We start from the raw sequence: 22917 nt of genomic DNA on the forward strand, positions 1-22917 counted from the left end.
CCAAAGCTCACATCCTGAATCTTTTTATAGCTTAAAATCTAAAGTTTAAAGTACAAAGTACTATATCCTAAAGTCTTCGAGTTTAAAGTACAAAGTCTAAAGTACAAAGTTCTATATCCTAAAGTCTTCGAGTTTAAAGTTTAAAGTACAAAGTACTATATCCTAAAGTCTTCGAGTCATCCTAAAGTCCTCTAGTCTAACGTCTTAAATCTAATATCTAAAGTCTTAATTACAATAATCACGAATAGCTGCATATGCTGCCGTAAAACCTAATTCTCCTGCTTTACTTAAATCGTTACAGCCATCAGTATCACCTAATGAATGACGAATAATCCCTCGTACATAGTAAGCCTCAGAATATTTAGGATTTAAAATAATAGCATTGTTACAATCTTGAATTGCACCTCTTTGGTCACCCATTTGAGATTTAACCATACCACGCGTGAAATATGCTTCCGAGTAAGTAGGGTTCAAGGCAATAGCCTTATTGTAATCTTCAATAGCTGCTCTACTATCGCCCGAACGAGCTTTTGCCAAACCTCTGTTATAATATACTTCAGAACGCTGTGCTGTAATTTCAGACATTTTCAAACGCTCTTGAACATTATTACGAAGCTCATCTAAAATAGTTTTAGTAATTGCCCCTACATGAACAACTTTCGTTCCTTCTGTATTACCAATTGAGATTGCTTTGTTATAATCTTCAATGGCACTTTTTGTATTTCCTAGTCTGCTTTTTGCAAAACCTCTTCCATAATAAGCACTTGCACTTTCAGGGTCTTGAGTAAGGGCTTGGTCAAAATCAACTAAAGCACCTTGAAAATCTTCTAGCTGACATTTGCTAAAACCTCTGTAGTATAACGATTCAGCATCCTCTGGCACTAATTCTAATGCTTTTCCGTAGTCAGTAATGGCTCCTTTAAAGTCGCCCATCTTCATTTTACTATAAGCTCTTCCAGAATAAGAGTTTGCTCTTTTAGGGCTAATTTCAATGGCTCTAGTAAAATCCTCTAAACTTCCCTTATAGTCTTCCAATCTTTGTTTGATGGTTCCGCGCGAAGCAAGTCCTTGTGCATTATCAGGCGTTAAATCAAGGGTTTTATTAAAGTCAGAAAGTGCTCCTTTGTAGTTTTCTAATTTCGCTTTACTAATACCACGGATAAAATACGCATTAGCATCCACTGGGTTTAAATCGATGCTTCTGTTATAATCTTGCAATGCTCCTTTGTGGTCGTCTTGGCGCGCTTTGCTTTGCCCTCTGCCACTGTAAGCCTCAGCATATTTTGGATTTAATTCAATTGCTTTATCAAAATCATTAATAGCTCCTCTGTTATCTTTTAGATTTGCCTTCGTTACGCCACGGTCATAATAGGCAATAGCATCATCTGGCTTAATAGCAATCGCTTGTGAAAAATAGCTTTGAGCCGCAGCATGATTACCAAGGCGACTTTGAGTAACCCCTAAATCCATCAATTCTTGGAAACTCTGACTCTGAGAATAACTAAAGTGGCTGTTTAGCAAAAAAGCTAAGGATAAAAAAAGTAGAATCTTCTTCATAAGTAAGAATGTATTATTTTGTGATAGTGATTTAAGCATACAATATTACAAATTTAACGGCATGTTTTTAAAGCTTATTGCCTATTCCTTCAAATTTGCAAAACAGCAATTATAAATTCACATAAAGGTAAAGAGATTATTAAAGCAATTGACCGATACCAAAAGTAATGACAAATAAAAGGGTAGTTAATGCCATAACTTTTAAGAAAGGGTCTATTTGTGCAGGCGTTTTTCCTCTGGATACTCCTCTACAAATTCTGATTAAAAGCGGAATCGTCACTACAAAAAGCCAATTTAGCCATAGCAAATTAAAGTTCTGTTCGCCCGAACCCAGATTTAGGTGAAGATCAGTATTTTTATAGCTTAAGTTGATATTAAATTCCGAGTGTTCTTTTAAGGTAATAATCGTTGCATAAATTACTGCACACAAAAAGCCAGTACCTAATAAAAACCAATGGTAGATAACGGCTTTCGCTTTGCCTAAACGTACTGGTATTGAATTCTTTCCCGTTTTGGTATCCGATTCTATGTCACGAATATTATTGATGTTCAATACTCCCACCGCAAACAATCCGCAAGAAGTAGCTGGTAATACATTTAACCAAACGAATTCATGGGCAAACAAATAATAAGTACCTAACACACCTACCCAACCAAAGAAAATCAATACAGAAATATCTCCAAGCCCCATATAACCGTAGGGACGTTTCCCAACAGTATAAGTAATGGAGGCAATGATTGCCAAAATTCCTAAGCCAAAAAAAGTAAGAATTGCTTGCGTAGAAGTATCTTTTAGGCCTTCATAGATTAACCATGTCCCTGTAATGAAGGATAATATCGACATGATAATCATGGCCTTTGTCATCTGTTCACGGGTAATAGCACCTGTTTGTACGGCACGTGTAGCGACTGTCCTTTCTACTGTATCAACTCCACTAACGGTATCACCATAGTCGTTTGCAAAATTTGACAATACTTGCAAAAAAATAGTCGTCAGAACGGCTAAGATAAAGGTAGTCCAAGAGAAAGCATGAGCTCCCGCAGCTAGGAAACTTCCCATAAAGATGCTGGAAAGGGCAAGGGGTAAAGTACGAGGTCTGGCAGCAGAAATCCAGTGTTTCATGGTGGATATAAATAATGATGAGGCTGTATAAATGAAACCTCACCCCTAGCCCGACTACGCGTCTCGCTCTCCTTCAGAGAGGGAAGCTTTAAGCCCCAAGGTTTGCTCCCCTTCTCTGAAGGAGAGCGAGACGCGTAGTCGGGTTGGGGATGAGGTTCTTTACTAAAATCTTTTATAATTTAATAGCTTCTAAAAACTCTGGACTATCAGGTTTAATTTTTGAAGCAAAGAAATGAGTCAATTCTCCTTTTTCGTTGATAACGTATTTACAGAAGTTCCAAGATGGTTCTTTATCATTCCAACCGTTCAACGACTTAGTAGTTAACCATTGATACAATGGACATTTACCTTCTCCTTTTACTACTACTTTAGAAAACATTGGGAAAGAAACACCGTAGTTTTTCTTGCAAAAAGTAGAGATTTCTTCATCTGAACCCGGCTCTTGACCACCAAATTCGTTAGCAGGAAAACCTAATACTACTACTTTACCTTTGTTTTCAGTATAAAATTTCTCCCAGTCTGCATATTGTGGTGTAAATCCACATTTTGAAGCAGTGTTTAAAATAATTACTTTTTTGCCTTTATAAATAGATAAGTCAACATTCTTTCCATCTAAAGACTTCACTTTGAAATCATATAGACTTTGTTTAGCAGGAGCTTCCATATTTTCTGGGCGACTAGCAACGTCATTTTGAGTAAAAGGTAAGGCCAACGCACCTACCAAAGAGCCAATTTTCAATAGTTTGAGTAACATAATTGTTATGAAGATTAAGATGAAAGTTAAAATAATTTTCTTTTTCATGGAATTGAAAATGTTACATTCTGCTTGGAACATTTATTCCTAATAACGCCATTGCCTTCTTAATTGTTTCTCCTACCACACTAGAAAAAGCAATTCTAAATTGTTGGGCATCCAAATCTGTTTCATTAAAGATACTTACTTCGTTATAAAAGCGATTATAAGCCTTTGCTAAGTCATAAGCATATTGCGCAATTAATGATGGTGCAAGCTCTCTGCCAGCATCAGCAACTTTTTTTGGATACTCACTTAATAAATATATTACTTCTTGTTCAGATTCCTGTAAGGCTTTATAATTACCCGCTACACCAATAATTCCTTGTTCATGTGCTTTTCTTAAAATTGAACAAATACGTGCATGAGTATATTGAATAAACGGTCCTGTGTTTCCTTGAAAATCAATAGATTCCTCAGGATTGAACAACATTCTTTTCTTAGGATCTACTTTTAGTAAGAAGTATTTTAAAGCCCCCATTGCTAAGGTATGATAAAGCTCTTCTGCCTCTTCTTTCGAGAAACCATCGATTTTACCCAATTCTAAAGTACGTTCGCGAGCCGTATCCGTCATTTCTTGCATCAAGTCGTCGGCATCCACTACTGTTCCTTCACGAGACTTCATTTTGCCCGAAGGTAAATCTACCATTCCATAGCTTAAATGGTAAGTACCATCTGCATAAGGGCGACCTAATTTTTTAAGAATTTTAAACAATACTTCAAAATGATAGTCTTGTTCATTCCCAACTACATACACCGATTTCGACATTTTAAAGTCATTGTACTTTAAATCTGCCGTACCTATATCTTGGGTAATATATACCGAAGTACCGTCTTTACGCAAAACCAATTTTTGGTCAAGTCCTTCATCTGTTAAATCAATCCAAACAGATGAATCTTCTTTTTGGAAGAATACGCCTGATTTTAATCCTTCTTCAACTGATTTTTTACCTAACAAATAAGTATTTGATTCGCGATAAATTTTATCAAAACTTACACCCATTTTTTGGTAAGTCTGGTTAAATCCAGCAAATACCCAATCGTTCATTTTGTTCCAAAGGGCTAGTGTTTCAGCATCGCCTTCTTCCCACTTTAGTAACATTGCTTGAGCTTCTTGTAAAACCTCTGTTTTTCCTTTAAGCATATCAAGTAATGTATCCATTTCATTATTTTTTTTCTCTTCGAAAAAAAGGACTTCTTTTAGTAAGGCTTGTAGCTTTTTATTGTCATTTTGGTTATCAATAAGCTTTAAAAGTGGTTTCCATTTTATATTATTCTCAACTCCAGATTCAAATTTTATTTCAAATTCAGGTCCAAATTTTGCCAAAGCTTTATAATCTAAATTCGATTCAGCTTTTTTCAAAGAATTTTCATAGTCTGCAATCTTCACGAGTGATTCATTAATCTTATCCTTTTCTAAAATAGAAAAATCACTAAAGTCACTATGGATTTTTACCTTATCTAAAATCTCTTTTAATTGTTTTTTAAAAACTTTATCAAATTCAACATAATATTTCCCCACTAAATGGTCACCTTTTAAGCCTGACGACTCTGGAGTTTCGCCATTCCCAAATTTTTGGTAAGCCAACATCGACTTACAAATATGAATACCACGGTCGTTTACCAAATTAGCTTTTACTACCTCATAGCCATTGGCTGATAAGATCTGCGAAACCGAAAACCCTAGGAAATTATTACGAAGGTGTCCTAAATGCAAAGGTTTGTTGGTATTAGGCGAAGAGTATTCTACCATCACCACTTCGTTTTTATCTGCTAATTGTCCGAATTTTTTATCTTTAAAAATTCCTCCAAACATCGTAAGCCAAGCTGTATCAGCAATGGAAAGATTCAAGAATCCTTGCACCACATTAAAACCTTTCACAACACCCGAGTTAGCCACTAAATAATTCCCAATAGCATTTCCAAGTTCTACAGGCGATTTACGCAAAGCTTTTACATAAGGAAATACCACAAAGGTAAAAGAGCCTTCAAAATCTTTACGAGTAGGTTGAAGGGCGATATTGGTTTCTTCTATGTCAAATTCAGCCTTTAATGCTGCTACGATGTGGTCTTGTAATATTTTTTCTAAATTCATTAAAATGGTTTTTTATGCTAACTGTCTGTAAAATCAAATCATAAAATTTGCTACAGAGACAAGTAAATTTATTTCTTATAAACTTCTTTTCTATTTCCTACCTTTAGTACTTCAACGGTTAAAATATTATCTTCTATTCCATAAATAATTCTGTAATTCCCTTTCCTAATTCTGTACAAATCTTTGAATCCTTCCAATTTTTTAACGCCAAAAGGCCTTGGATTATCTGCTAAAGCCATAATTGCTTCTTTAATTTTTAGAATTTCCTTAACGGGGAGTTTATATATTTCTTTTTCAGCAGTTTTAGAAATTAAAACTTTATACTTCTCCATTTTTGATTTTCTGATTTAAAATTCGTTCAAAAACCAATGAAGCTTCTTCTTTAGCTTCATTTTTACGAGATTTTGCTTCTAAGGCATCTAAAAAATCCTCTACTTCTTCTCTATGAATTTTAAGGTCAATAACTACTGCTGTTTTTAAACCTTTATCATTCGTCAAATAATTAATTCCTTTCATCTCTTTCCTTTTTTGAAGTGAAATAAATAAAATCAAATTTCATTCACATAATTTTCTACAAAGTTAGCCAATTTTATCTTGAGTAAACATCGGATTTTGTAACTTGTTATTCTAAATGTATTTAAGCTATGGAATATCTACTAACTAAACTTTTGATACTGTTGAGTTTTAGAACAAAGTATCCTTTTTGTTCAGTCCATAAAAACATTTCTTTGGCAATAATTTTGCCTTTACTATTGCTTTCTCAAAACATTTTATGGGCGCAGTTAAAACAAGTTGCAGCCATCGAAATTCCTAAAAATAATAAATCAGAAGAATCTGTTTCGGTTTTGCCTCTTGGAAAGGACGGACTATTATTTACCATTGAAAAATATGGTATGTTCAATCGTGATGGTATGCAATGGACATTCCAGAAATACGATACTGACCTCCATTTAGAGTGGAATACCAATCTCACTATATCGCATGACTACGAACTACAGATGAGTTTCCAGAACAAGGAATATTTATTTTGGCTTTTTATTGTCCCTGAGTCGCCCAAAATAAACATCGTTCGTTTGGATATTGTCAGAGGGGAAATTGATGAATTCAAAGGCGAACTACCAAGCATTATCGATATTTCTTTTTTCAAGGTATTAAGCAATACAGCATTTGTAGGAGGTAATTATTTTGACAAACCTGTTGTGGCTTCATTCACTTTTTTCAACCAAAAAGCTAAGGTTTTACATGGTTTGTATGACGACCGACTAGAAATTAGTGCCTTGGAAATAGACGAAAAAAGAACCGAACTGAATGTTATCGTAAAAGAAAGACGAAAAGGAAAATGTGGCTTGGTTATTCAAACGTATTCTTACGAAGGAAAATCTTTACGCACCATCCACGTCCCTGATAAGGAAGGCAATAGCCTAAGTTTCATCAGCGGGAAAATGTTGTCACTAAATGACAAAGAATCGCTTTTAGTAGGTAATTTTTCAAATAATTGTAATGAATTTTCAAAAGGATTATACCTCACACGCTTAGAAGAAGGCATTGAGAAGAATACTAATATCATCAAATTTGCCGATTTTAAAAACTTTTTCAGCTTTATGTCTCCTAAGCGACAAGAGAAACTGAAAGAAAAAATAGAGCAAAAAAAGAAAGAAGGGAAAGACCCCAATTTTAGCTATAAACTATTGGTTCATAATTTATTAGAAACAGACAAAGGGGCGGTATTAGTCGCAGAAATATATTATACCTTACCTAAGAATTATAATGCTTTTAATTCTGCATTAAGAAGTAGGTTCAAGAATGGTGAAAACAAGGATGATTACCGTTTTACCCATGCTGTAATTTGTGAATTTGACAAAGAGGGTAATCTGTTATGGGATAACGCCTTGGTAATGGATAATATAGAAAGCGGCGAATTGGTAGAACAAGTTCAGGTATCTACTTTACAAGACCGCTGGCTGATGGCATATTTCAAAAAAGGCGAAGTGCATTTACAGCAAATAAAGGGCAATCAGACAATTAGCGAAATAGAAATTTTTGAAATCAAGAGTGATAGTACGTCTAAACCCGACGAAGATGCGAGTGTAGCTGCATGGTATAATCAGAATTTCTTGGTCTGGGGAAAACGAAGACTAGAAACTGATGCTCGTTTTGAAGATGCTCCTCGAGAAGTTTTTTACCTCCGCAAACTTAGTTATTCCTCTCAAAAAGACGAAAAAGGTCAGTAAAAAACAACTTCAAAGTTACATTCATGAGGCTTGTGAAGGCAGAGCGAAGCTTTTTTCTTACCTTTGCAAAAAATATTTAAAATGTACCACGACGCCCTTCAACATTTACGAAAAGGAGACTCGCTTCTTTATCCATCTGATACCATTTGGGGTTTAGGATGCGATGCCCGCAACGAAAAAGCCGTTGAAAAACTATATCAATTGAAACAACGGCCTGATAATAAAGCATTTATCATATTGATTTCAAAAATAGAACAGCTTTCTGAATATGTGTTAGAAGTGCCTGAAATTGCTTGGAATCTGGTAGAATTTGCAGAGAAACCTCTTACCGTAATTTACCCACAAGGTAAAAATATAGCGCCTAATCTTTTAGGAGAGGATGGTTCTATTGCTATCAGATTGGTCAAAGATGAGTTTTGCAAAGGACTGGTTTACAAGTTTGAAAGAGCCATTGTTTCTACTTCTGCTAATATGTCAGGAGAACCTTCTCCACAAAAATTTGAGGATATTTCTCCAAAAATTATCGAAAATGTAGATTTCATTTTGAGGAATCCTCAAGGAGAAAACAAAAATGTACAGCCTTCACAAATTGTGAAATTAGGGCTAGGTGGTGACTTTAAATTCATCAGAAAATAAATTACATTGTGATTAGTAAATAGGGATGTTATAAGCTATAGGCATTAGGCAAAATATTTATTTAATTGAAAAAAGATAGTTTTTGCTTATTGCATACAGCTTAAAGCCCATAGCCCAAGCAAGTAAAATCAAACAACATAAAATAAAGAGTAATTTGTGTGCGGTCAGCCGCTGCGGTTTAAATGTAGTAATCACTAAATCACTCATTCATTAAATCGCTCAATTACTTAACAATATGAATTTCGCAGAAACTTTACATACAAATCCAATTTTTAAAATTGTGGCAGATGCCGCAAAAACCTTAAATGTACCAGCTTATGTAGTAGGTGGATTTGTACGTGATCTTATTTTAAACCGACCTTCTAAAGACATTGATATTGTTTGTGTAGGCTCGGGCATTGAATTAGCTGAATTAGTTGCCAAAAATTCTGGCAGAGAAGATACTTATCTCTCGGTTTTCAAGAATTTTGGCACTGCCATGATTAAATTAGACGATTGGGAAGTAGAATTTGTAGGAGCCAGAAGGGAATCGTACCAACGCGATTCACGCAAGCCTATCGTAGAAGATGGCACGCTAGAGGACGACCAAAATCGCAGAGACTTCACGATTAATGCCATGGCGATTTCGTTGAATGAAAACAATTTCGGAGAATTAATCGACCCTTTTGATGGCTTGGCAGACATTCGCAGGAAAATCATCAAAACCCCTTTAGAACCAAGCATTACTTTTTCGGATGACCCGCTGAGAATGATGCGTGCTATTCGTTTTGCTACGCAACTTAATTTTGATATTCATCCAGATACTTTTGATGCCCTTATCAAAGAAAAAGATAGGATAGATATTATTTCAAAAGAGCGTATTACGGATGAATTGAATAAAATTATTCTTGCTAAAAAACCATCTTATGGTTTTTTACTATTAGATTCTTGTGGACTATTAGAGAAAATTTTTCCTGAGTTTGTCAAACTAAAAGGTGTAGAAACCGAAGAAGGAAAAGGACATAAAGATAATTTTTATCATACGCTCCAAGTGTTAGATAATGCTTCTACTAAAACGGATGATTTGTGGATTCGTTGGGCAGCTATTCTGCACGACATAGCCAAACCCGCTACCAAACGTTTTGACAAGAAAAGAGGTTGGACATTTCATGGTCATGAAGAGATGGGGGCAAAATGGGTGAAAGGTATTTTCACCGAAATGCGTTTACCGTTGAATGAGAAGATGCGTTATGTAAAAAAATTGGTGCGTTTACATTTACGCCCGATTGCTCTTTCAAAAGAAGCCATCACTGATTCTGCCCTCAGACGGTTACTATACGAAGCAGGTGAAGATTTAGAAGGTTTGATGATATTGTGTAGAGCAGATATTACATCTAAAAATGGCGAGAAAGTAAAAAAATACCTCCGCAATTTCGACATCGTTGAACAGAAACTAAAAGAGGTAGAGGAAAGCGACAAACTTCGTCAGTTTCAACCCGTAGTAACAGGGGAAATCATCATGGAATTGTTTGGCATTAAGCCCTCTAAAGAAGTAGGCATTATCAAAATAGCCGTTCGTGAAGCCATTTTAGAAGGACAAATTGAGAATACATTAGCATCGGGCATTCCATTTGTGTTGGAAGAAGGTGCTAAATTGGGATTGGTGGCTGTTAAGAAAGAACAATAGCCACATAACACCTTATAAACAAAGATAGCACTGATTACAAATTAAGATATATTGTTGAAAAAAAATCAGCAATGAACCAATCACACTCTCGACGCAAATTTCTCCAAACAACTGCTGCTTTGGCTGGAACAGCTTTATTAGTGCCAGATACACTTTGGGCTAGTAAACCTGCTAAAAAAAATATTGGCTTACAATTGTATTCTCTTCGTGATGACATGAAGAAAGACCCTCTTTCTACGCTTGAAGCGGTGAAAGAAATGGGTTATAAAAATGTAGAACATGCCAATTATGTTGACCATAAGTTTTATGGATTTGAAGCCAAAGAATTTCGTAAAATTCTTGATGAACTAGATTTATCCATGCGAAGTGGTCACGTGGTGATGAAGGGTGAAGATTGGGATGCTTCAAAGCAAGATTTTACTGATTCTTGGAAACAAACGGTAGAAGATGCGGCTATTTTGGGACAAAAATATTTAATCAGCCCTTGGCTAGATATTAGTTTACGCCGAAACTTTGAAGATTGTAAGCGCTTTATGGAAGTATTTAATAAAGCTGGGGAACTTTGTCAGAAATCAGGTGTGAAGTTCGGCTATCATAATCATGACTTTGAATTTAGTCTGCGTTTAACAAGCGTGAAAGTATATGACATCATTATGCAATACACAGACCCTAAATTAGTAGCACAACAACTAGACATTGGTAATATGTACGGCGGAGGTGGCAGACCCATGGAATTATTAAAACAATATCCTGGACGTTTTGAACTGATGCACGTAAAAGATGAAGTAAAAGGCGAAAAAGAACCTTGGGAAAGCTCGATGCTAGGTAAAGGGATTATGAATGTAGCTGAAGTTTTAAAATTATCGGCTAAAATAGCGGGAACAACTGAATATATCATCGAACAAGAATCCTATCAAGGACATACTCCAATGGAATCTATGAAGTATGATTTGGAATGGATTAAGAAAGTGCAGTTTTAATAGAGCTTATTAGTTAAATGTTTATGAGTTTAGTGTTTATGAGTTGAAACAGTATCTGTGTCCTCATAAATGCTAAACTCATATTTTTTTGGTATTATCAAAAATAAGAAATGTTAAGTATTTTTATACCCGTTGTTGGTCTCCCTAACAGTCCACATTCTATCTCACTCTTGATGGCGTTCTACCCCAAATGGAAACACGACCAAGGGCAAAAGCAAAATAATGCCGATTGGTCGGGAGACCAGCCGCGGAAACAAACCTTCAACTCATAAACTCATAAACTTTCAACTCATAAGCTCATAAACTCTATTATTTTTTCCCTCGAACAGCCTTCGCAATGGCTTCCCATTTTTGCTCAGATACCTCATTTAAATCTGAAAATTCCCCTGCTCCCATTAGCCATTCTCCACCATCAATCGTGATTACTTCGCCATTGATATAAGCCGAAAATTCTGACATTAGGTATGCCGCCAGATTGGCTAGCTCTTGGTGTTCTCCTACCCTTTTTAGTGGAATCCTATTTTCAGGTGCTAACTTGCTTGCCAGTTCTTCGCCCATTGCTTCAGCAGGAAAAAGTCGTTCCCAAGCTCCTTGGGTTGGAAATGGTCCTGGAGCAATCGCATTAAAACGAATGCCATACTTTGCCCCCCACTCTACTGCCAACGAGCGTGTCAATGCTAAGACACCTGCTTTTGCTGTTGCTGATGGCACTACGTAAGCCGAGCCCGTCCAAGCATAAGTAGTTACGATAGACATTACTGTGCCTTTTATTTTTTGTTCTATCCAATATTTGCCAACCGCTAAACTAAAATTATAAGAACCTTTTAATACAATATCAACTACAATATCAAATGCTTTATGCGATAGCTTTTCGGTAGGACTAATAAAATTGCCAGCCGCATTATTCACCAAGCCATGTACTGCTCCAAAATATTCTACGGAGGTTTTTAGCACATTCTCTACTTCTTCATAATTGCGTGCATCACAGGTTATGGCTAATACTTTACCCCCAGTTTCAGCCATCAACTCCGCTGCCGTTTCATCCAACACACCTTTCTTGCGTGAAGCAATTACCACATTGGCGCCAAGTTCTAAAAAATATTTTGACATCGAACGCCCCAGACCTGTTCCTCCGCCTGTCACAATAATTGTTTTTCCTGCTAGAGCTCCATCTCTTAGCATTGGTTCATTAAAATTCATAGCAATAGATTTTATACAATTTCAAGATAAAATATAATGCAATATGTATTAAATAATATTATTATGCAAGCATACTATTTTAATTTAGCATGATAAATAAAAAAAGCTTCCCAAGCATTCCTGAATGAAATACTTGGGAAGCTTTTAATAGTCTTTTAGAAAAAGGCTTGGAAAGATTATTTTCCAGCTACTAAAGTAACATCTAAATTGAATACATCGTCGATAGCTTTGTCACCGATTGATTCAAAGAATTTTTTAGAACCATATTTCACGTTGAAATCTGTTCTGTCAACTGGAATAGAAGCAGTTGCAGTAACTTTTCCAGCAGCAGTAGTGATTTTTGCAGGGAAAGTGATAGATTTTGTTACACCGTGTAATGTTAAGTCACCTGTGATGTTAGCACCAGATACTTTAGTGATTTTGAAAGTAGATGTTGGGAATTTTTCTACTTCGAAGAAATCACCAGTTGTAATGTGACCAATGAATTTTTTGTTGTATTCAGCATCTGTAATATCAGTACATACGATTGATTTCATATCGATTACAAAAGTACCACCAGTTACTTTAGCACCTGAAGTTACTAATGAACCAGAAGAGATACCTACAGTTCCTTCGTGCTGACCTGTTACTTTTTTAGCTAACCAGTGAATTTTACTAGCTTTAGTATCTACTGGTAAAGCTGTTTCTTTTTTACCGTTGTTTGGAGTACCTGCAACTGCTACATTTACTAATAAAGCTGCTGCGAAAATGCTAAGAATAGATTTGATAGATTTCATTACTTTGATTTTTATTTAATTATTTATTACTTTTTTTGTTGTTCTGATTCTGGTGGCGATTGTCTTAATTTGTCCAACAAATCGCTTAATTGTAGGGCTTCGCTTTCGGTTAAACCATACATTTGTTTTTCCCACTGCTTTTGCAAAACATCTAATTCTGCTAATAGGTCTAACCCTTTTTGTGTGATAAGAATATCAACAGCACGGCGGTCATTAGGGCATTCTCTCCTTACCACCATCTCTTTTAATAAAAGCTTATCTACTAACCTAGAAGCATTAGACATCTTATCAAGCATTCTTTCAATAATACCTATTACCGTGATAGGCTCTGGATAATGCCCTCTCAAAATTCTAAGCACATTATACTGCTGAAGTGTTAAATCAAAAGGTTTAAAAACTTCCATTTGCAACGTTGTCAACCAATTGTTCGTATAAACAATATTGACCATTGCTTTGGCATGGGCTGATTTAAAGCTTGCTTGTTTTATGTCTTTTTCGATGCTCATAATTTTAATACGCTACAAATTTAATGTAAAAACATTTAATGTTAATACATTTATTTGTTAATTTTTTGTTAATATATTTAAATTGCTGAATTTCAAGTAATTAAAAATACAATTATACTGATTTTCTCATTTTATTAAGCAAATCATGTAAGATGTCTATCTCTTCTTTGCTTAGTCTGGAATAATTCCCCTCCCATTCAGCCACTTTTTGATCTAATTCTTCTATCAATAATAATCCTTTATCCGTAATCGCTACATCCATCGACCGTTTATCAGTTTTTGAACGTACTTTTAAAACCAATCCTTTTTCGATTAATTTATCCACCAAACGAGAACCATTCGACATTTTATTTAGCATTCGCTCGATGATGAAATTTACTGAAACTGGATTGGGCGAACTTTCAAGAAGGATTTTTAATACAAAATATTGTTTGTCTGATAATTTATATGACTTTAAAATTTGTGAATAGTGATTAAGCAACCAATTATCAGTGTACATCAAATTCACAGCAACTTTTTCATAAACATTCTTAAACGACTTCTGTTTAATGTCTTTTTCAATGGACATAGGCAAATGTATTATTTTAATTTATAGGATATTTTTTCATTGACTAAAAAAACGTAAGCTTACTTGATAATGTTTCAACAATGCATTACAAAGTTAGTTAACGGTCATTTTATTACTTAAATGGGACTATTTCGGGTGCAGAAATATCGAAATCTTTTAATCTGAGATTATAGGTTGTATTGAATGAAGCATCCAACAATTTAACATCGGGCAAATTGGGGAAGTATGAAAACTTTATTTGGAAGGTATTGAATGTTAGATTTTCGTTTCTCAAACGTATCCCGATTCCAATACTGGTATAAGGTGTTTTATTAAGCAAAAACTGATTTTTAGGATTAATAAAGGCAAAATCTGTTTGGAAAAAAGGAGCAATCCTAAATCCAACAAAATTTAGCCTTGAAAAAAACACTATCTGATAGCCTATCCCCAGTTTTTTAGTTCCCCACAGATTGTCGCTGTTTACATCTAAAATACCATTTTCACGGTTAATATTGACGAATTCACCTGTATAGCGTTGTGTACCAAAGGCATATTTGATGTTGACAAAATGCCTAATCTGAGTACGTCTTCTAAAGGCATGAAGTGTACTAAAATAGTTAGACTCTATACTCAACCCTGTTGTGCCATTAGAATATCCACCAAAATTCACCAACCCATAAAGATAACCTGCCTTTCCGATGTATTCTCCTTTGGCTAATTTCAAGCCAGCATACATTCGGCTCCCGTATGCGTCTGAGTTTTCTAAACCAGTTACAAAAGTAGCTAAGTATCCATAAGGAACGTCTTCTGTGAGTCCAAAGCCATAAATCAAAATATCTCTTTTATATTTTCTGTTTGAAAAACCTATGCCAATTAAATAATCAGTATGATTTCTAAATAACTGATTGGTATCGGCTGTTACTATAGGGCGTTTGTCAAACTTGACATCACTAAATCTAAGTCCGACTACAAACCTAGAACGGTTATCTCTTCCTTTATTCAAAAAATTTACTTTGAAAGCTCTGGCTAACCAAAAATCTACAAAGTTCTTTTGGATAGGAAAAGTGTAATAGGTGGTATCGTTAAGTTTATAAGTTGTACCATCATATCCTCTGAAGGTGGTTAAATTATTGTCATCTTTACTCACTACAAAACCACCTGCCACTTTCATTTCGGGGGTAAGAAAAGGGCGGTAAAATCGGAGGGCATAATGAGCAACATCCCTTTTTAGTTCGAGTTCGGCCTGACCTGTAATAAATGAACGACCAATATATGGAATAGTATAGGTACTGGCATATTCCAAAGCTGGACGCCGAAGGGTATTCAAGAAAAAGGTATTGCTCCACGAATGCCCTACGCCTCTGAAATTAACCTGACGCACTCTGAGTGAATAATTTTGCAAACCATTTATCTCTCCGTCTGCCAAAAATGACCAAACATCTTGTGTAAGCACCAATAAATCTACTAAATTGGGGAATTCTGGGTCGGGTAAAATCAATATTCTGGCATCATGCAGAATAGCACTTTGACGCATCACCCGTTCGTTATCTCGTAGTCTATCTGCATCAATAATATCCCCCACATTAAACATTAAAAAGGATTTCCTGATAACATTCTCCTGTGTGTTCACATGGAATGAACTCAGAAATTTATCTAACCCTTGGGCTTTTTTGGCAGTATCGGCGATACTTTCTCCAAAAACTTTCAAACGCTTAACATAAATTTTGCGAATTACCCTTCCTTCATATTGTGTATAAGGGTCTTCTTCTATTTTTACCACTTCTTGTCCTTGGTTGTTTACGTTATAAACATCCCTAAACAAAAAGCCATGAATTTCTCTGAGTATTTTATTTTTTGAAAATCTTTTTTTCAGATTGGCATACGTAATGCTATCTTTAGCAGACTTCATACTGACAGAAACTGGTACTATTTTAGCCGGTACGGGTATCTCTGGGGGAGCTACCTTAAGAAGAGAATCTAGGTTTTGTGCAATTAGATTGATAGAAGTAATAAAAAGCAACAGCATCATGAAGAAAATAAACTTCATGAATTGATTCACTGAATTTAAGTAAATTTGTCGAGCTTTATTCATTACTTTTTAATTTCCCAAAACAAAAAAATGCTTCAATTAACTAAACCACTTATGCTGGCATCCAACTCGCCACGTCGCCAACAATTATTACGTGACGCTGGTTTTGAGTTTACTGTAAAGGTAAAAGATACCAACGAGGATTTTCCAGCTACTATGCCTCCTACTGAAGTTCCTGCTTTTTTAGCCTTAAAAAAAGCGGAGGCTTTCAGACAAGAACTCGATAATCAGATTATCCTTACGGCCGATACCATCGTTGTGGTGGATGATGAAATCCTAAATAAACCCCAAGATGCTACTGAAGCACGCTTGATGCTTAAAAAATTATCTGGTCGCCAGCACCAAGTAATTACTGGCGTTTGTGTAATGACAAAGGAAAGTACACAAAATTTCATTGATGTTGCTAATGTTTTCTTCCGTGAGTTAACGAACCAAGAAATTGAATATTACATTAAAACCTGTAAGCCTTTCGACAAAGCCGGGGCTTATGGTGTTCAAGATTTTATTGGTATGGTTGGTATTCCCCGCATGGAAGGCTCATATTTTACCGTAATGGGCTTACCTGTCCATCGTGTTTATGATGCCCTGAAACCTTTCTTTGTAATTGACTAAAATTTCATACCAGCATTTACCTAGTTTCTGATTCTATAAAACGCTTTTTGATAGAATCAGAAGCTAAACCACTCTTAAATAGCACATTCCCTTGCTAACCTTCACAACATAATACTATTAATCAAAAAAATATTTCTACAATATACCTGTATAGCACTCTTCCCGACTACTCATCTATTTCTATTACCTTAGCATTTCCATTAACCAATCTTTTGTAAATATCATGAAAAAAATAATTTTACTATTCACCTTATGCTGGGTGACTAGCCTTTGCTCGTTGGCACAGGTCGTCACCACAACGCCAGCATTACCTAATGGAGACCAAGACGTTACACTCATCTTCGACCTCAAACTAGCTAAAGATTCACGTGCCAAAGCATTACTAGGAAAAACATCTGATGTTTATTTGTGGTCGGGTGCAGGCACAACCGATACGGGCGATGCCTTCCAGTATCAACCCAGTGGGCAAACCAATTTTGCTCTTCCTTTTGACAAAGGCAAAATGACATCGCTAGGGAATGATGTGTGGAGTATCAAGCTAAAACCCAGAGATTATTTTGCCGTCCCTCCTGCTTTAACCATCAAACGGCTAGGGGTACTTTTAAAAAGTGGTGACGGTAAAGCCCAAACAGAGGACATTATCGTAACAATGTATGAAACAAAGCTAAATGTGGCTTTTATTAAACCTCAAGAAAAATCATTTTTTGCTACTGCTGGAAGTACTATCCCAATTTTAGCGGTCGCTTCTAAAAAAGCCACTTTGAATTTAAGTATTAATAATACGAATGTTTTAACAATGATTGACAAAGATTCTTTAACGTATTCGCTTAATGTTGGGAATGCTGCTGGGGAAACCCAATCAGTAAAATTTACGGCTACTACCACGAGCGAAACATCTACTACAGAATTTAACATTACGGTAAAACCAACTCCTAAGACTGAGGCTTTACCAATAGGATTGAAAAATGGCATTAATTATATTTCCGATACAAAGGTTGCGTTAGTACTTTTTGCGCCTAAAAAAGATTTTGTTTATCTCATCGGCGATTTTAACCAATGGAAAACTGATGCTAAATACCTAATGAAACGTACTCCTGATGGGAATACTTATTGGCTAGAAGTTGAAGGTTTAAACAAAGGCGAAGAATATGCTTTTCAGTATTTGGTAAATGGTACGCTAGCAGTAGGTGACCCTTATGCTGAAAAAATACTTGACCCAAACAACGACCAATATATTTCAAGTACTACTTATCCTAATCTGAAAAAGCTTCCAGATGCAGTAAAAAGTATTGCCTCTGTGTTTCAGACTGGACAAAGTGCCTATCCTTGGAAAACTACTACTTTCAAACGTCCCTCACAAGATAATTTGATTGTGTATGAATTGCATATTCGTGATTTTGATACGGATGGTTCCTACAAAAATGCGATTAATAGAATTCCTTATCTTAAAACATTAGGCATCAATTGCATTGAATTAATGCCTATCAACGAGTTTTCGGGGAATGACTCTTGGGGGTATAATCCAATTTACTATTTTGCCCCCGATAAAGCATACGGTACTAAAGAGGATTTAAAAAAATTCATTGATACTTGTCACGAAAATGGCATTGCCGTCGTGCTTGACATTGTTTTCAATCAGGCTGATTATGAATTTCCGTATGTAAAAATGTATTGGGATGGTACACAACCATCGACGGATTCGCCTTTTTTCAATCAGCAAGCTACGCATCCATTCAGCGTGTTTTTTGACTTTAATCATGAAAGCAACAGTACCAAAGAATATGTGAATCGTGCCAATGAATTTTGGTTAAAAGAATATAAAGTTGATGGGTATAGGGTTGACTTAGCCAAAGGCTTTACTCAAAAAAGTTCTTCAAATGATAGTCAGTTTAGGGTTTATGACCAAAGTAGGGTTGATATTATCAAGGGCTATTATGATAATATCAGAAGTTTTGATAAAGATGCCTATTTCATCCTAGAATTATTTTCAGAAGACAAAGAAGAACAATCCTTTACCGATTTGGGTATGATGGTTTGGACAAACTTGAATGGCGATTTCAGAAATGCCGTAAAGGGCAATGCAAGTGATTTTACCCGCCTTTCATACAAAGCTCATGGTTTCAAAAATGCTGGTGCTATCGGCTACATGGAAAGTCATGATGAAGAAAGAGTAGCTTATGATGCTTTGAAAAATAGCAAAGCCCTCTTTAGTGTGGCTACTGTGATGGAAAGAACGAAAGCAGCAGCAGCTATGTTTTTTGCCATACCGGGGCCAAAAATGATTTGGCAATTTGGTGAATTGGGGTACGATGTTTCTATCGACCAAAACGGTAGAACAGGTAAAAAACCGATTCATTGGGAATATAAAGATGATGCCGATAGGTTAAAACTCTACAAGGTATTTTCTGAACTGATTAAATTAAAGACCACTCAGGCAATATTTAAAACTACAGATACGCAAACAGACCTTGCTAATACGGTAAAAAAAATTATCCTAAATGCTACCAATCAACAAGTAATTATTGTGGGCAATTTTGATTTAGAACAGAAAATAATTACGGATATTTTCCCGAATACTGGGAAATGGTACGATTTCTTTACCAATACTGAAATTAATGTAAGCGACCTAAAAGCAAAATATCCGTTTGCACCTGGTCAATTTCATGTATTGAGTACCACTGCCTTTCCTCAACCAGAGGCGAATTTGGTACCTTGGAAATTAGAACAAGAAAGAGTATTGGCGAGTGAACAAGAATTGGAAGCGTATATAAAAATTTATCCTAATCCAAGTGACGAAATCATCAATATTGAAGTAAGCGGAAATCAAAAGGGAAATCTAGTGTTCAAGATTCATGACTTGATGGGAAGAACAGTTTTTGAAACAGAACAAAGTGATGCAAACAAGCCGCATACAATAGATATTCGTAAGTTGCAACAGGGCATTTATCTATTAAATGTAATACAGGGACAAAAACAATTTAATCAGAAATTTATTAAAAAATAGGCTTCTGGTTACTTCCTTGGTAGTTTATAAAAAACAGGCTTCCTAACAAGCAAATATGCTGATTAGGAAGCCAGTTTTTGTAAAAGCTATCTTATCAAATTTCTTTCTTCTGAACCATATTCTGAATAATAGACAGCACGATATACATTAAAATAATGATGGGAACGGCTACAAACTTCAGTAGGATGATAAGTAAGATAGAGAGAATCAAAAAGACATATTTGATTTGGTTTGATTTCCATCCAAAATCCTTGAATTTCAAGGCAAACAATGGTAATTCAGCAACCAATAAATAAGACATCACGATTGAATAAATAATCAAAACATTGTAATTGATAAAAATTAATTTGTATTCGGGCTGATAGATAGCGATTAATGGTAAAGCGGCTACAACCAATCCATTAGCAGGCGTTGGTACGCCAATAAAAGAATCACTTTGACGAGTATCAACATTAAATCTGGCCAAACGCAAAGCCGAGAATACAGCCAGAGATAATGCTATATAAGGTTTATGAAAACCAAAAAGACCAGTAGTACAGAAACCATTACAACTCCCCTCTATCAAATGTAGCATAATAAATGCAGGCAAGACACCGAAAGTAACCATATCTGCTAGTGAATCTAATTCTTTTCCAATAGGTGAAGTTACGTGTAATAGCCTAGCGACAAAACCGTCGAGCCAATCGCACACCAAAGCGATACACATTAAATAAGAAGCAATCTCTAAATTACCTTCAAAAACATTTAAAATGCCAAAGCATCCACAAAGTAAATTGGCACAAGTTAGTGTGTTAGGAATGTGTTTTTTAATTTCAATCATTAGCTATTTGAATGAGGAGTGGTTTTTACAGTCTGATAAATGGGTTATTTACTTTTTCATATCCAATAGTGGTGGTTTCTCCATGTCCTGGGTAAATAATCATATCATCATCAAGGGTGTAAAGTTTAGTTCTAACACTATTTTCTAACGCCTCAAAACTAGATAAAGGGAAGTCGGTTCTACCGATACTTCCTTTGAATAGCACATCTCCACTCACACAAATTTTCTGGTCTTTATTTAAAAATGCTACATGACCCGGAGCATGACCAGGCACAAAAATTACTTCTAAAGTAGATTTCCCAAAAGTAATAATATCTCCTTCTTCAATAAAAACATCTACCGTTGAAGCCTCATAGTTCGGAAAACCATAATATTCAGCTCTACTTTCAACATTTGATAAGACAGGTAAATCTTCTTTATGCAAATGCAATTTCACACCGTAGGTTCTTTTGATAAACTCATTCCCAAGCACATGGTCAATATGGGCATGCGTATTGAGCAGATGAACCACCTTCAAACCTTGGTCTTCGATATAGTTTTTTAAAGCACTGCGTTCTTCATAAACATGACAGCCTGGGTCAATAATGACACATTCTTTGCTTTCGTCAAAAAGAACATAAGTATTTTCGCCAAAAGGGTTAAATCTGAATGTCTGTACCTGAATCATTTTATATTGTAATTAGTAAAGTTAAAGAGTGCACAAAGATGAAGATAAATACTTGATTTTTTAAATTGACAGTAAAAACATCGTCGGTTTTTTGTGCAAATCAAGTTTTTGTTTCTTCCAGTCAGCAATTGATTTTGTAAGTATAAACTCATCAGAACCTGTTACATTACAGGCAATACATAAGAATGTACTTGGGGCCAGACTACTCAGTAAATCATCTAAAAGTTGATTATTCCGAAAGGGTGTTTCCATAAAAATCTGGGTTTGTCCTTTCTTAGCATCGTTCTCTAATACTTTTATTTTTTTACTTCTTTCTACCTTATCAATGGGCAAATAGCCATGAAAAACAAACGATTGCCCTGAAAAACCAGAGGCCATTAGTCCCAATAAAATAGATGAAGGTCCTACCAAGGGTACCACTTTCATGCCTAACTGATGGGCTATTTGTACTGCTAAAGCACCAGGGTCGGCCACGCCAGGGCAACCAGCTTCTGAAACAACCCCAATAGATTTACCCGCTGGAATTGCTTTAAAATATTGCTTTATTTTAGCAAGCGGCGTATCCTTGTCTAATTCAAAAAAATGAAGCTGATCAATTATTTTTCCCACTTTCAACTCGCTGATAAAGCGGCGAGTTGTACGAATATTTTCAACAAAATAATAATCTGTCTCTTTGATTACCTCCTTTATTTGAGGCGAAAGCACAGATTCTGAAGTCTCAGGGGCAAGTATTGAAGGAATTAAAAAAAGCATTTTAAGTACGATTTGTGTGTTAAAATTATGAATTTATAAATCGAGAAACGATTTCAATAAATTCCTGTGGCTTATCGGCTTGTACCCAATGCCCTGCTCCTTCAATGCTTTGTATTTCATAATTTGGGAACAATTCCCAGATTTTACGTTCATCCTCTGGCTGAATATAATGAGACTCAGCACCACGCAAAAACAAGACTGGTTGGTTTACACTATGCTCATTTTCAAGCTCGTGCCCTACTACATCAATATTTTTAGCAATCACAGGCACATTAATGCGCCAGTCAAATTCGTTATTTTTTTCAGGATTTCTCCAAAGATTTTTCAATAAAAACTGACGTACTCCTTCACTTTCTTCAAAGCGTTTTAGTGTTTCATTAGCTTCCGTTCTACTTTTAAGAGTTTTCAAATCTACGGCAGCCAAGCCTTGCAAAATCATAGAATGGTGTACAGGGTAAAATTTAGGAGCAATATCCACGACTACCATTTTAGCAAAGGCTTCAGGATAATTCATGGCAAACTGCATGACGGTCTTCCCACCCATCGAATGCCCGATTAAGATTGGGTTTTCAATGCCGTTTTCGGCTATAAATTCTTTTAAATCATCAGCCATTACCTTATAATTGAACTCCTCACTTCTAGGCGACTGACCATGATTTCGTTGGTCTAGCATATAAACTGTAAATTGCTCTCCGAGTACCTTTCCTATCGTAAGCCAATTATCAGACGAACCAAAAATACCATGTAAAATAATGATTGTTGTAGGGCTATCTCCTGTTTTTCTAAAAAATAATTTCATTTAAATTGTTTAATTTCCAAAAATCGTAAAAGTATTATTTATTACACTTGATATATGTAAACC

General features: G+C 35.6%; 22 protein-coding genes. 7 read left to right on the top strand and 15 right to left on the bottom strand.

Annotation, left to right across the window (positions count from 1 at the left end; genetic code table 11):
* Positions 1–225: 225 nt before the first annotated feature.
* The 6 genes from AC07XN_RS14275 to AC07XN_RS14300 form a co-directional block, all read right to left on the bottom strand.
* Positions 226–1557, bottom strand: a complete 1332-nt coding sequence (locus tag AC07XN_RS14275; protein ID WP_494743557.1) for a tetratricopeptide repeat protein — start codon at positions 1555–1557, stop codon at positions 226–228.
* A 139-nt stretch (positions 1558–1696) separates the two neighbouring features.
* Entirely contained in the window at positions 1697–2680 is a 984-nt protein-coding gene (locus tag AC07XN_RS14280; RefSeq protein ID WP_494743558.1) for a 1,4-dihydroxy-2-naphthoate polyprenyltransferase, read from the bottom strand.
* A 172-nt stretch (positions 2681–2852) separates the two neighbouring features.
* Positions 2853–3434 carry a glutathione peroxidase gene (locus AC07XN_RS14285; RefSeq protein WP_494743559.1) on the bottom strand — a complete coding sequence of 194 codons (582 nt, stop codon included), beginning with the start codon at positions 3432–3434 and terminating at the stop codon, positions 2853–2855.
* A 61-nt stretch (positions 3435–3495) separates the two neighbouring features.
* Positions 3496–5568 carry an arginine--tRNA ligase gene (argS, locus tag AC07XN_RS14290; RefSeq protein WP_494743560.1) on the bottom strand — a complete coding sequence of 691 codons (2073 nt, stop codon included), beginning with the start codon at positions 5566–5568 and terminating at the stop codon, positions 3496–3498.
* Between the two features lie 68 nt (positions 5569–5636).
* Positions 5637–5900, bottom strand: coding sequence for a type II toxin-antitoxin system RelE family toxin (locus tag AC07XN_RS14295; RefSeq protein WP_494743561.1), 264 nt, complete (start codon positions 5898–5900; stop codon positions 5637–5639).
* Complete coding sequence (locus AC07XN_RS14300; RefSeq protein WP_494743562.1) at positions 5887–6084, bottom strand: hypothetical protein; 198 nt, start codon at positions 6082–6084, stop codon at positions 5887–5889. The genes AC07XN_RS14295 and AC07XN_RS14300 overlap by 14 nt, the downstream gene beginning before the upstream one ends.
* A gap of 128 nt (positions 6085–6212) precedes the next feature.
* Here AC07XN_RS14300 and AC07XN_RS14305 point away from each other — a divergent pair, with 128 nt between their 5' ends.
* The 5 genes from AC07XN_RS14305 to AC07XN_RS14325 all read left to right on the top strand — a co-directional run bounded on the left by AC07XN_RS14305 (position 6213) and on the right by AC07XN_RS14325 (position 11353).
* Entirely contained in the window at positions 6213–7799 is a 1587-nt protein-coding gene (locus tag AC07XN_RS14305; RefSeq protein ID WP_494743563.1) for a hypothetical protein, read from the top strand.
* Positions 7800–7880: 81 nt separating this feature from the next.
* Entirely contained in the window at positions 7881–8435 is a 555-nt protein-coding gene (locus AC07XN_RS14310; RefSeq protein WP_494743564.1) for an L-threonylcarbamoyladenylate synthase, read from the top strand.
* A gap of 235 nt (positions 8436–8670) precedes the next feature.
* On the top strand, positions 8671–10101 hold the full coding sequence (locus tag AC07XN_RS14315; protein ID WP_494743565.1) for a CCA tRNA nucleotidyltransferase: 1431 nt from the start codon (positions 8671–8673) through the stop codon (positions 10099–10101).
* Between the two features lie 71 nt (positions 10102–10172).
* On the top strand, positions 10173–11081 hold the full coding sequence (locus AC07XN_RS14320; protein WP_309920368.1) for a sugar phosphate isomerase/epimerase family protein: 909 nt from the start codon (positions 10173–10175) through the stop codon (positions 11079–11081).
* A 110-nt stretch (positions 11082–11191) separates the two neighbouring features.
* On the top strand, positions 11192–11353 hold the full coding sequence (locus tag AC07XN_RS14325) for a hypothetical protein (protein WP_494743566.1): 162 nt from the start codon (positions 11192–11194) through the stop codon (positions 11351–11353).
* A 37-nt stretch (positions 11354–11390) separates the two neighbouring features.
* Here AC07XN_RS14325 and AC07XN_RS14330 read toward each other — a convergent pair whose 3' ends face one another.
* The 5 genes from AC07XN_RS14330 to AC07XN_RS14350 form a co-directional block, all read right to left on the bottom strand.
* The gene (locus AC07XN_RS14330) at positions 11391–12281 is read right to left on the bottom strand and encodes an SDR family oxidoreductase (RefSeq protein WP_494743567.1); all 891 of its coding nucleotides are present in this window, start codon (positions 12279–12281) and stop codon (positions 11391–11393) included.
* Positions 12282–12457: 176 nt separating this feature from the next.
* Positions 12458–13057 carry a YceI family protein gene (locus AC07XN_RS14335; protein ID WP_309920374.1) on the bottom strand — a complete coding sequence of 200 codons (600 nt, stop codon included), beginning with the start codon at positions 13055–13057 and terminating at the stop codon, positions 12458–12460.
* Positions 13058–13083: 26 nt separating this feature from the next.
* On the bottom strand, positions 13084–13563 hold the full coding sequence (locus AC07XN_RS14340) for a MarR family winged helix-turn-helix transcriptional regulator (protein WP_309920378.1): 480 nt from the start codon (positions 13561–13563) through the stop codon (positions 13084–13086).
* 112 nt (positions 13564–13675) lie between these two features.
* Complete coding sequence (locus AC07XN_RS14345) at positions 13676–14131, bottom strand: MarR family winged helix-turn-helix transcriptional regulator (protein ID WP_309920381.1); 456 nt, start codon at positions 14129–14131, stop codon at positions 13676–13678.
* A 112-nt stretch (positions 14132–14243) separates the two neighbouring features.
* Positions 14244–16157 carry a hypothetical protein gene (locus tag AC07XN_RS14350; RefSeq protein WP_494743568.1) on the bottom strand — a complete coding sequence of 638 codons (1914 nt, stop codon included), beginning with the start codon at positions 16155–16157 and terminating at the stop codon, positions 14244–14246.
* A 72-nt stretch (positions 16158–16229) separates the two neighbouring features.
* Here AC07XN_RS14350 and AC07XN_RS14355 point away from each other — a divergent pair, with 72 nt between their 5' ends.
* Together AC07XN_RS14355 and AC07XN_RS14360 are read left to right on the top strand one after the other, a co-directional pair.
* Complete coding sequence (locus tag AC07XN_RS14355; RefSeq protein ID WP_494743569.1) at positions 16230–16811, top strand: Maf family protein; 582 nt, start codon at positions 16230–16232, stop codon at positions 16809–16811.
* 223 nt (positions 16812–17034) lie between these two features.
* Complete coding sequence (locus AC07XN_RS14360) at positions 17035–19815, top strand: alpha-amylase family glycosyl hydrolase (RefSeq protein ID WP_494743570.1); 2781 nt, start codon at positions 17035–17037, stop codon at positions 19813–19815.
* Between the two features lie 94 nt (positions 19816–19909).
* On the opposite strand, the gene pssA is transcribed toward AC07XN_RS14360, so the two are convergent.
* From pssA to AC07XN_RS14380, 4 genes are read right to left on the bottom strand one after another with little or no spacing between them, the layout of a single operon-like run.
* A complete protein-coding gene (pssA, locus tag AC07XN_RS14365) occupies positions 19910–20635 on the bottom strand; it encodes a CDP-diacylglycerol--serine O-phosphatidyltransferase (RefSeq protein ID WP_494743571.1) in 726 nt (241 codons plus the stop codon).
* 25 nt (positions 20636–20660) lie between these two features.
* The gene (locus AC07XN_RS14370; protein WP_494743572.1) at positions 20661–21302 is read right to left on the bottom strand and encodes an MBL fold metallo-hydrolase; all 642 of its coding nucleotides are present in this window, start codon (positions 21300–21302) and stop codon (positions 20661–20663) included.
* Between the two features lie 60 nt (positions 21303–21362).
* On the bottom strand, positions 21363–22055 hold the full coding sequence (locus AC07XN_RS14375) for an SAM-dependent methyltransferase (protein ID WP_494743573.1): 693 nt from the start codon (positions 22053–22055) through the stop codon (positions 21363–21365).
* A 25-nt stretch (positions 22056–22080) separates the two neighbouring features.
* Complete coding sequence (locus AC07XN_RS14380) at positions 22081–22854, bottom strand: alpha/beta fold hydrolase (protein ID WP_494743574.1); 774 nt, start codon at positions 22852–22854, stop codon at positions 22081–22083.
* Between the last annotated feature and the right edge of the window lie 63 nt (positions 22855–22917).

It is taken from the genome of Arcicella sp. GW458-12-2-14-TSB2 (genome assembly GCF_059423785.1).

What these genes read in the sequence shown, in the direction of transcription:
- AC07XN_RS14275 (WP_494743557.1), bottom strand. Translation starts at nt 1,557, where the DNA reads ATGAAGAAGATTCTACTTTTTTTATCCTTAGCTTTTTTGCTAAACAGC.
- AC07XN_RS14280 (WP_494743558.1), bottom strand. Translation starts at nt 2,680, where the DNA reads ATGAAACACTGGATTTCTGCTGCCAGACCTCGTACTTTACCCCTTGCC.
- AC07XN_RS14285 (WP_494743559.1), bottom strand. Translation starts at nt 3,434, where the DNA reads ATGTTACTCAAACTATTGAAAATTGGCTCTTTGGTAGGTGCGTTGGCC.
- argS (WP_494743560.1), bottom strand. Translation starts at nt 5,568, where the DNA reads ATGAATTTAGAAAAAATATTACAAGACCACATCGTAGCAGCATTAAAG.
- AC07XN_RS14295 (WP_494743561.1), bottom strand. Translation starts at nt 5,900, where the DNA reads ATGGAGAAGTATAAAGTTTTAATTTCTAAAACTGCTGAAAAAGAAATA.
- AC07XN_RS14300 (WP_494743562.1), bottom strand. Translation starts at nt 6,084, where the DNA reads ATGAAAGGAATTAATTATTTGACGAATGATAAAGGTTTAAAAACAGCA.
- AC07XN_RS14305 (WP_494743563.1), top strand. Translation starts at nt 6,213, where the DNA reads ATGGAATATCTACTAACTAAACTTTTGATACTGTTGAGTTTTAGAACA.
- AC07XN_RS14310 (WP_494743564.1), top strand. Translation starts at nt 7,881, where the DNA reads ATGTACCACGACGCCCTTCAACATTTACGAAAAGGAGACTCGCTTCTT.
- AC07XN_RS14315 (WP_494743565.1), top strand. Translation starts at nt 8,671, where the DNA reads ATGAATTTCGCAGAAACTTTACATACAAATCCAATTTTTAAAATTGTG.
- AC07XN_RS14320 (WP_309920368.1), top strand. Translation starts at nt 10,173, where the DNA reads ATGAACCAATCACACTCTCGACGCAAATTTCTCCAAACAACTGCTGCT.
- AC07XN_RS14325 (WP_494743566.1), top strand. Translation starts at nt 11,192, where the DNA reads ATGTTAAGTATTTTTATACCCGTTGTTGGTCTCCCTAACAGTCCACAT.
- AC07XN_RS14330 (WP_494743567.1), bottom strand. Translation starts at nt 12,281, where the DNA reads ATGAATTTTAATGAACCAATGCTAAGAGATGGAGCTCTAGCAGGAAAA.
- AC07XN_RS14335 (WP_309920374.1), bottom strand. Translation starts at nt 13,057, where the DNA reads ATGAAATCTATCAAATCTATTCTTAGCATTTTCGCAGCAGCTTTATTA.
- AC07XN_RS14340 (WP_309920378.1), bottom strand. Translation starts at nt 13,563, where the DNA reads ATGAGCATCGAAAAAGACATAAAACAAGCAAGCTTTAAATCAGCCCAT.
- AC07XN_RS14345 (WP_309920381.1), bottom strand. Translation starts at nt 14,131, where the DNA reads ATGTCCATTGAAAAAGACATTAAACAGAAGTCGTTTAAGAATGTTTAT.
- AC07XN_RS14350 (WP_494743568.1), bottom strand. Translation starts at nt 16,157, where the DNA reads ATGAAGTTTATTTTCTTCATGATGCTGTTGCTTTTTATTACTTCTATC.
- AC07XN_RS14355 (WP_494743569.1), top strand. Translation starts at nt 16,230, where the DNA reads ATGCTTCAATTAACTAAACCACTTATGCTGGCATCCAACTCGCCACGT.
- AC07XN_RS14360 (WP_494743570.1), top strand. Translation starts at nt 17,035, where the DNA reads ATGAAAAAAATAATTTTACTATTCACCTTATGCTGGGTGACTAGCCTT.
- pssA (WP_494743571.1), bottom strand. Translation starts at nt 20,635, where the DNA reads ATGATTGAAATTAAAAAACACATTCCTAACACACTAACTTGTGCCAAT.
- AC07XN_RS14370 (WP_494743572.1), bottom strand. Translation starts at nt 21,302, where the DNA reads ATGATTCAGGTACAGACATTCAGATTTAACCCTTTTGGCGAAAATACT.
- AC07XN_RS14375 (WP_494743573.1), bottom strand. Translation starts at nt 22,055, where the DNA reads ATGCTTTTTTTAATTCCTTCAATACTTGCCCCTGAGACTTCAGAATCT.
- AC07XN_RS14380 (WP_494743574.1), bottom strand. Translation starts at nt 22,854, where the DNA reads ATGAAATTATTTTTTAGAAAAACAGGAGATAGCCCTACAACAATCATT.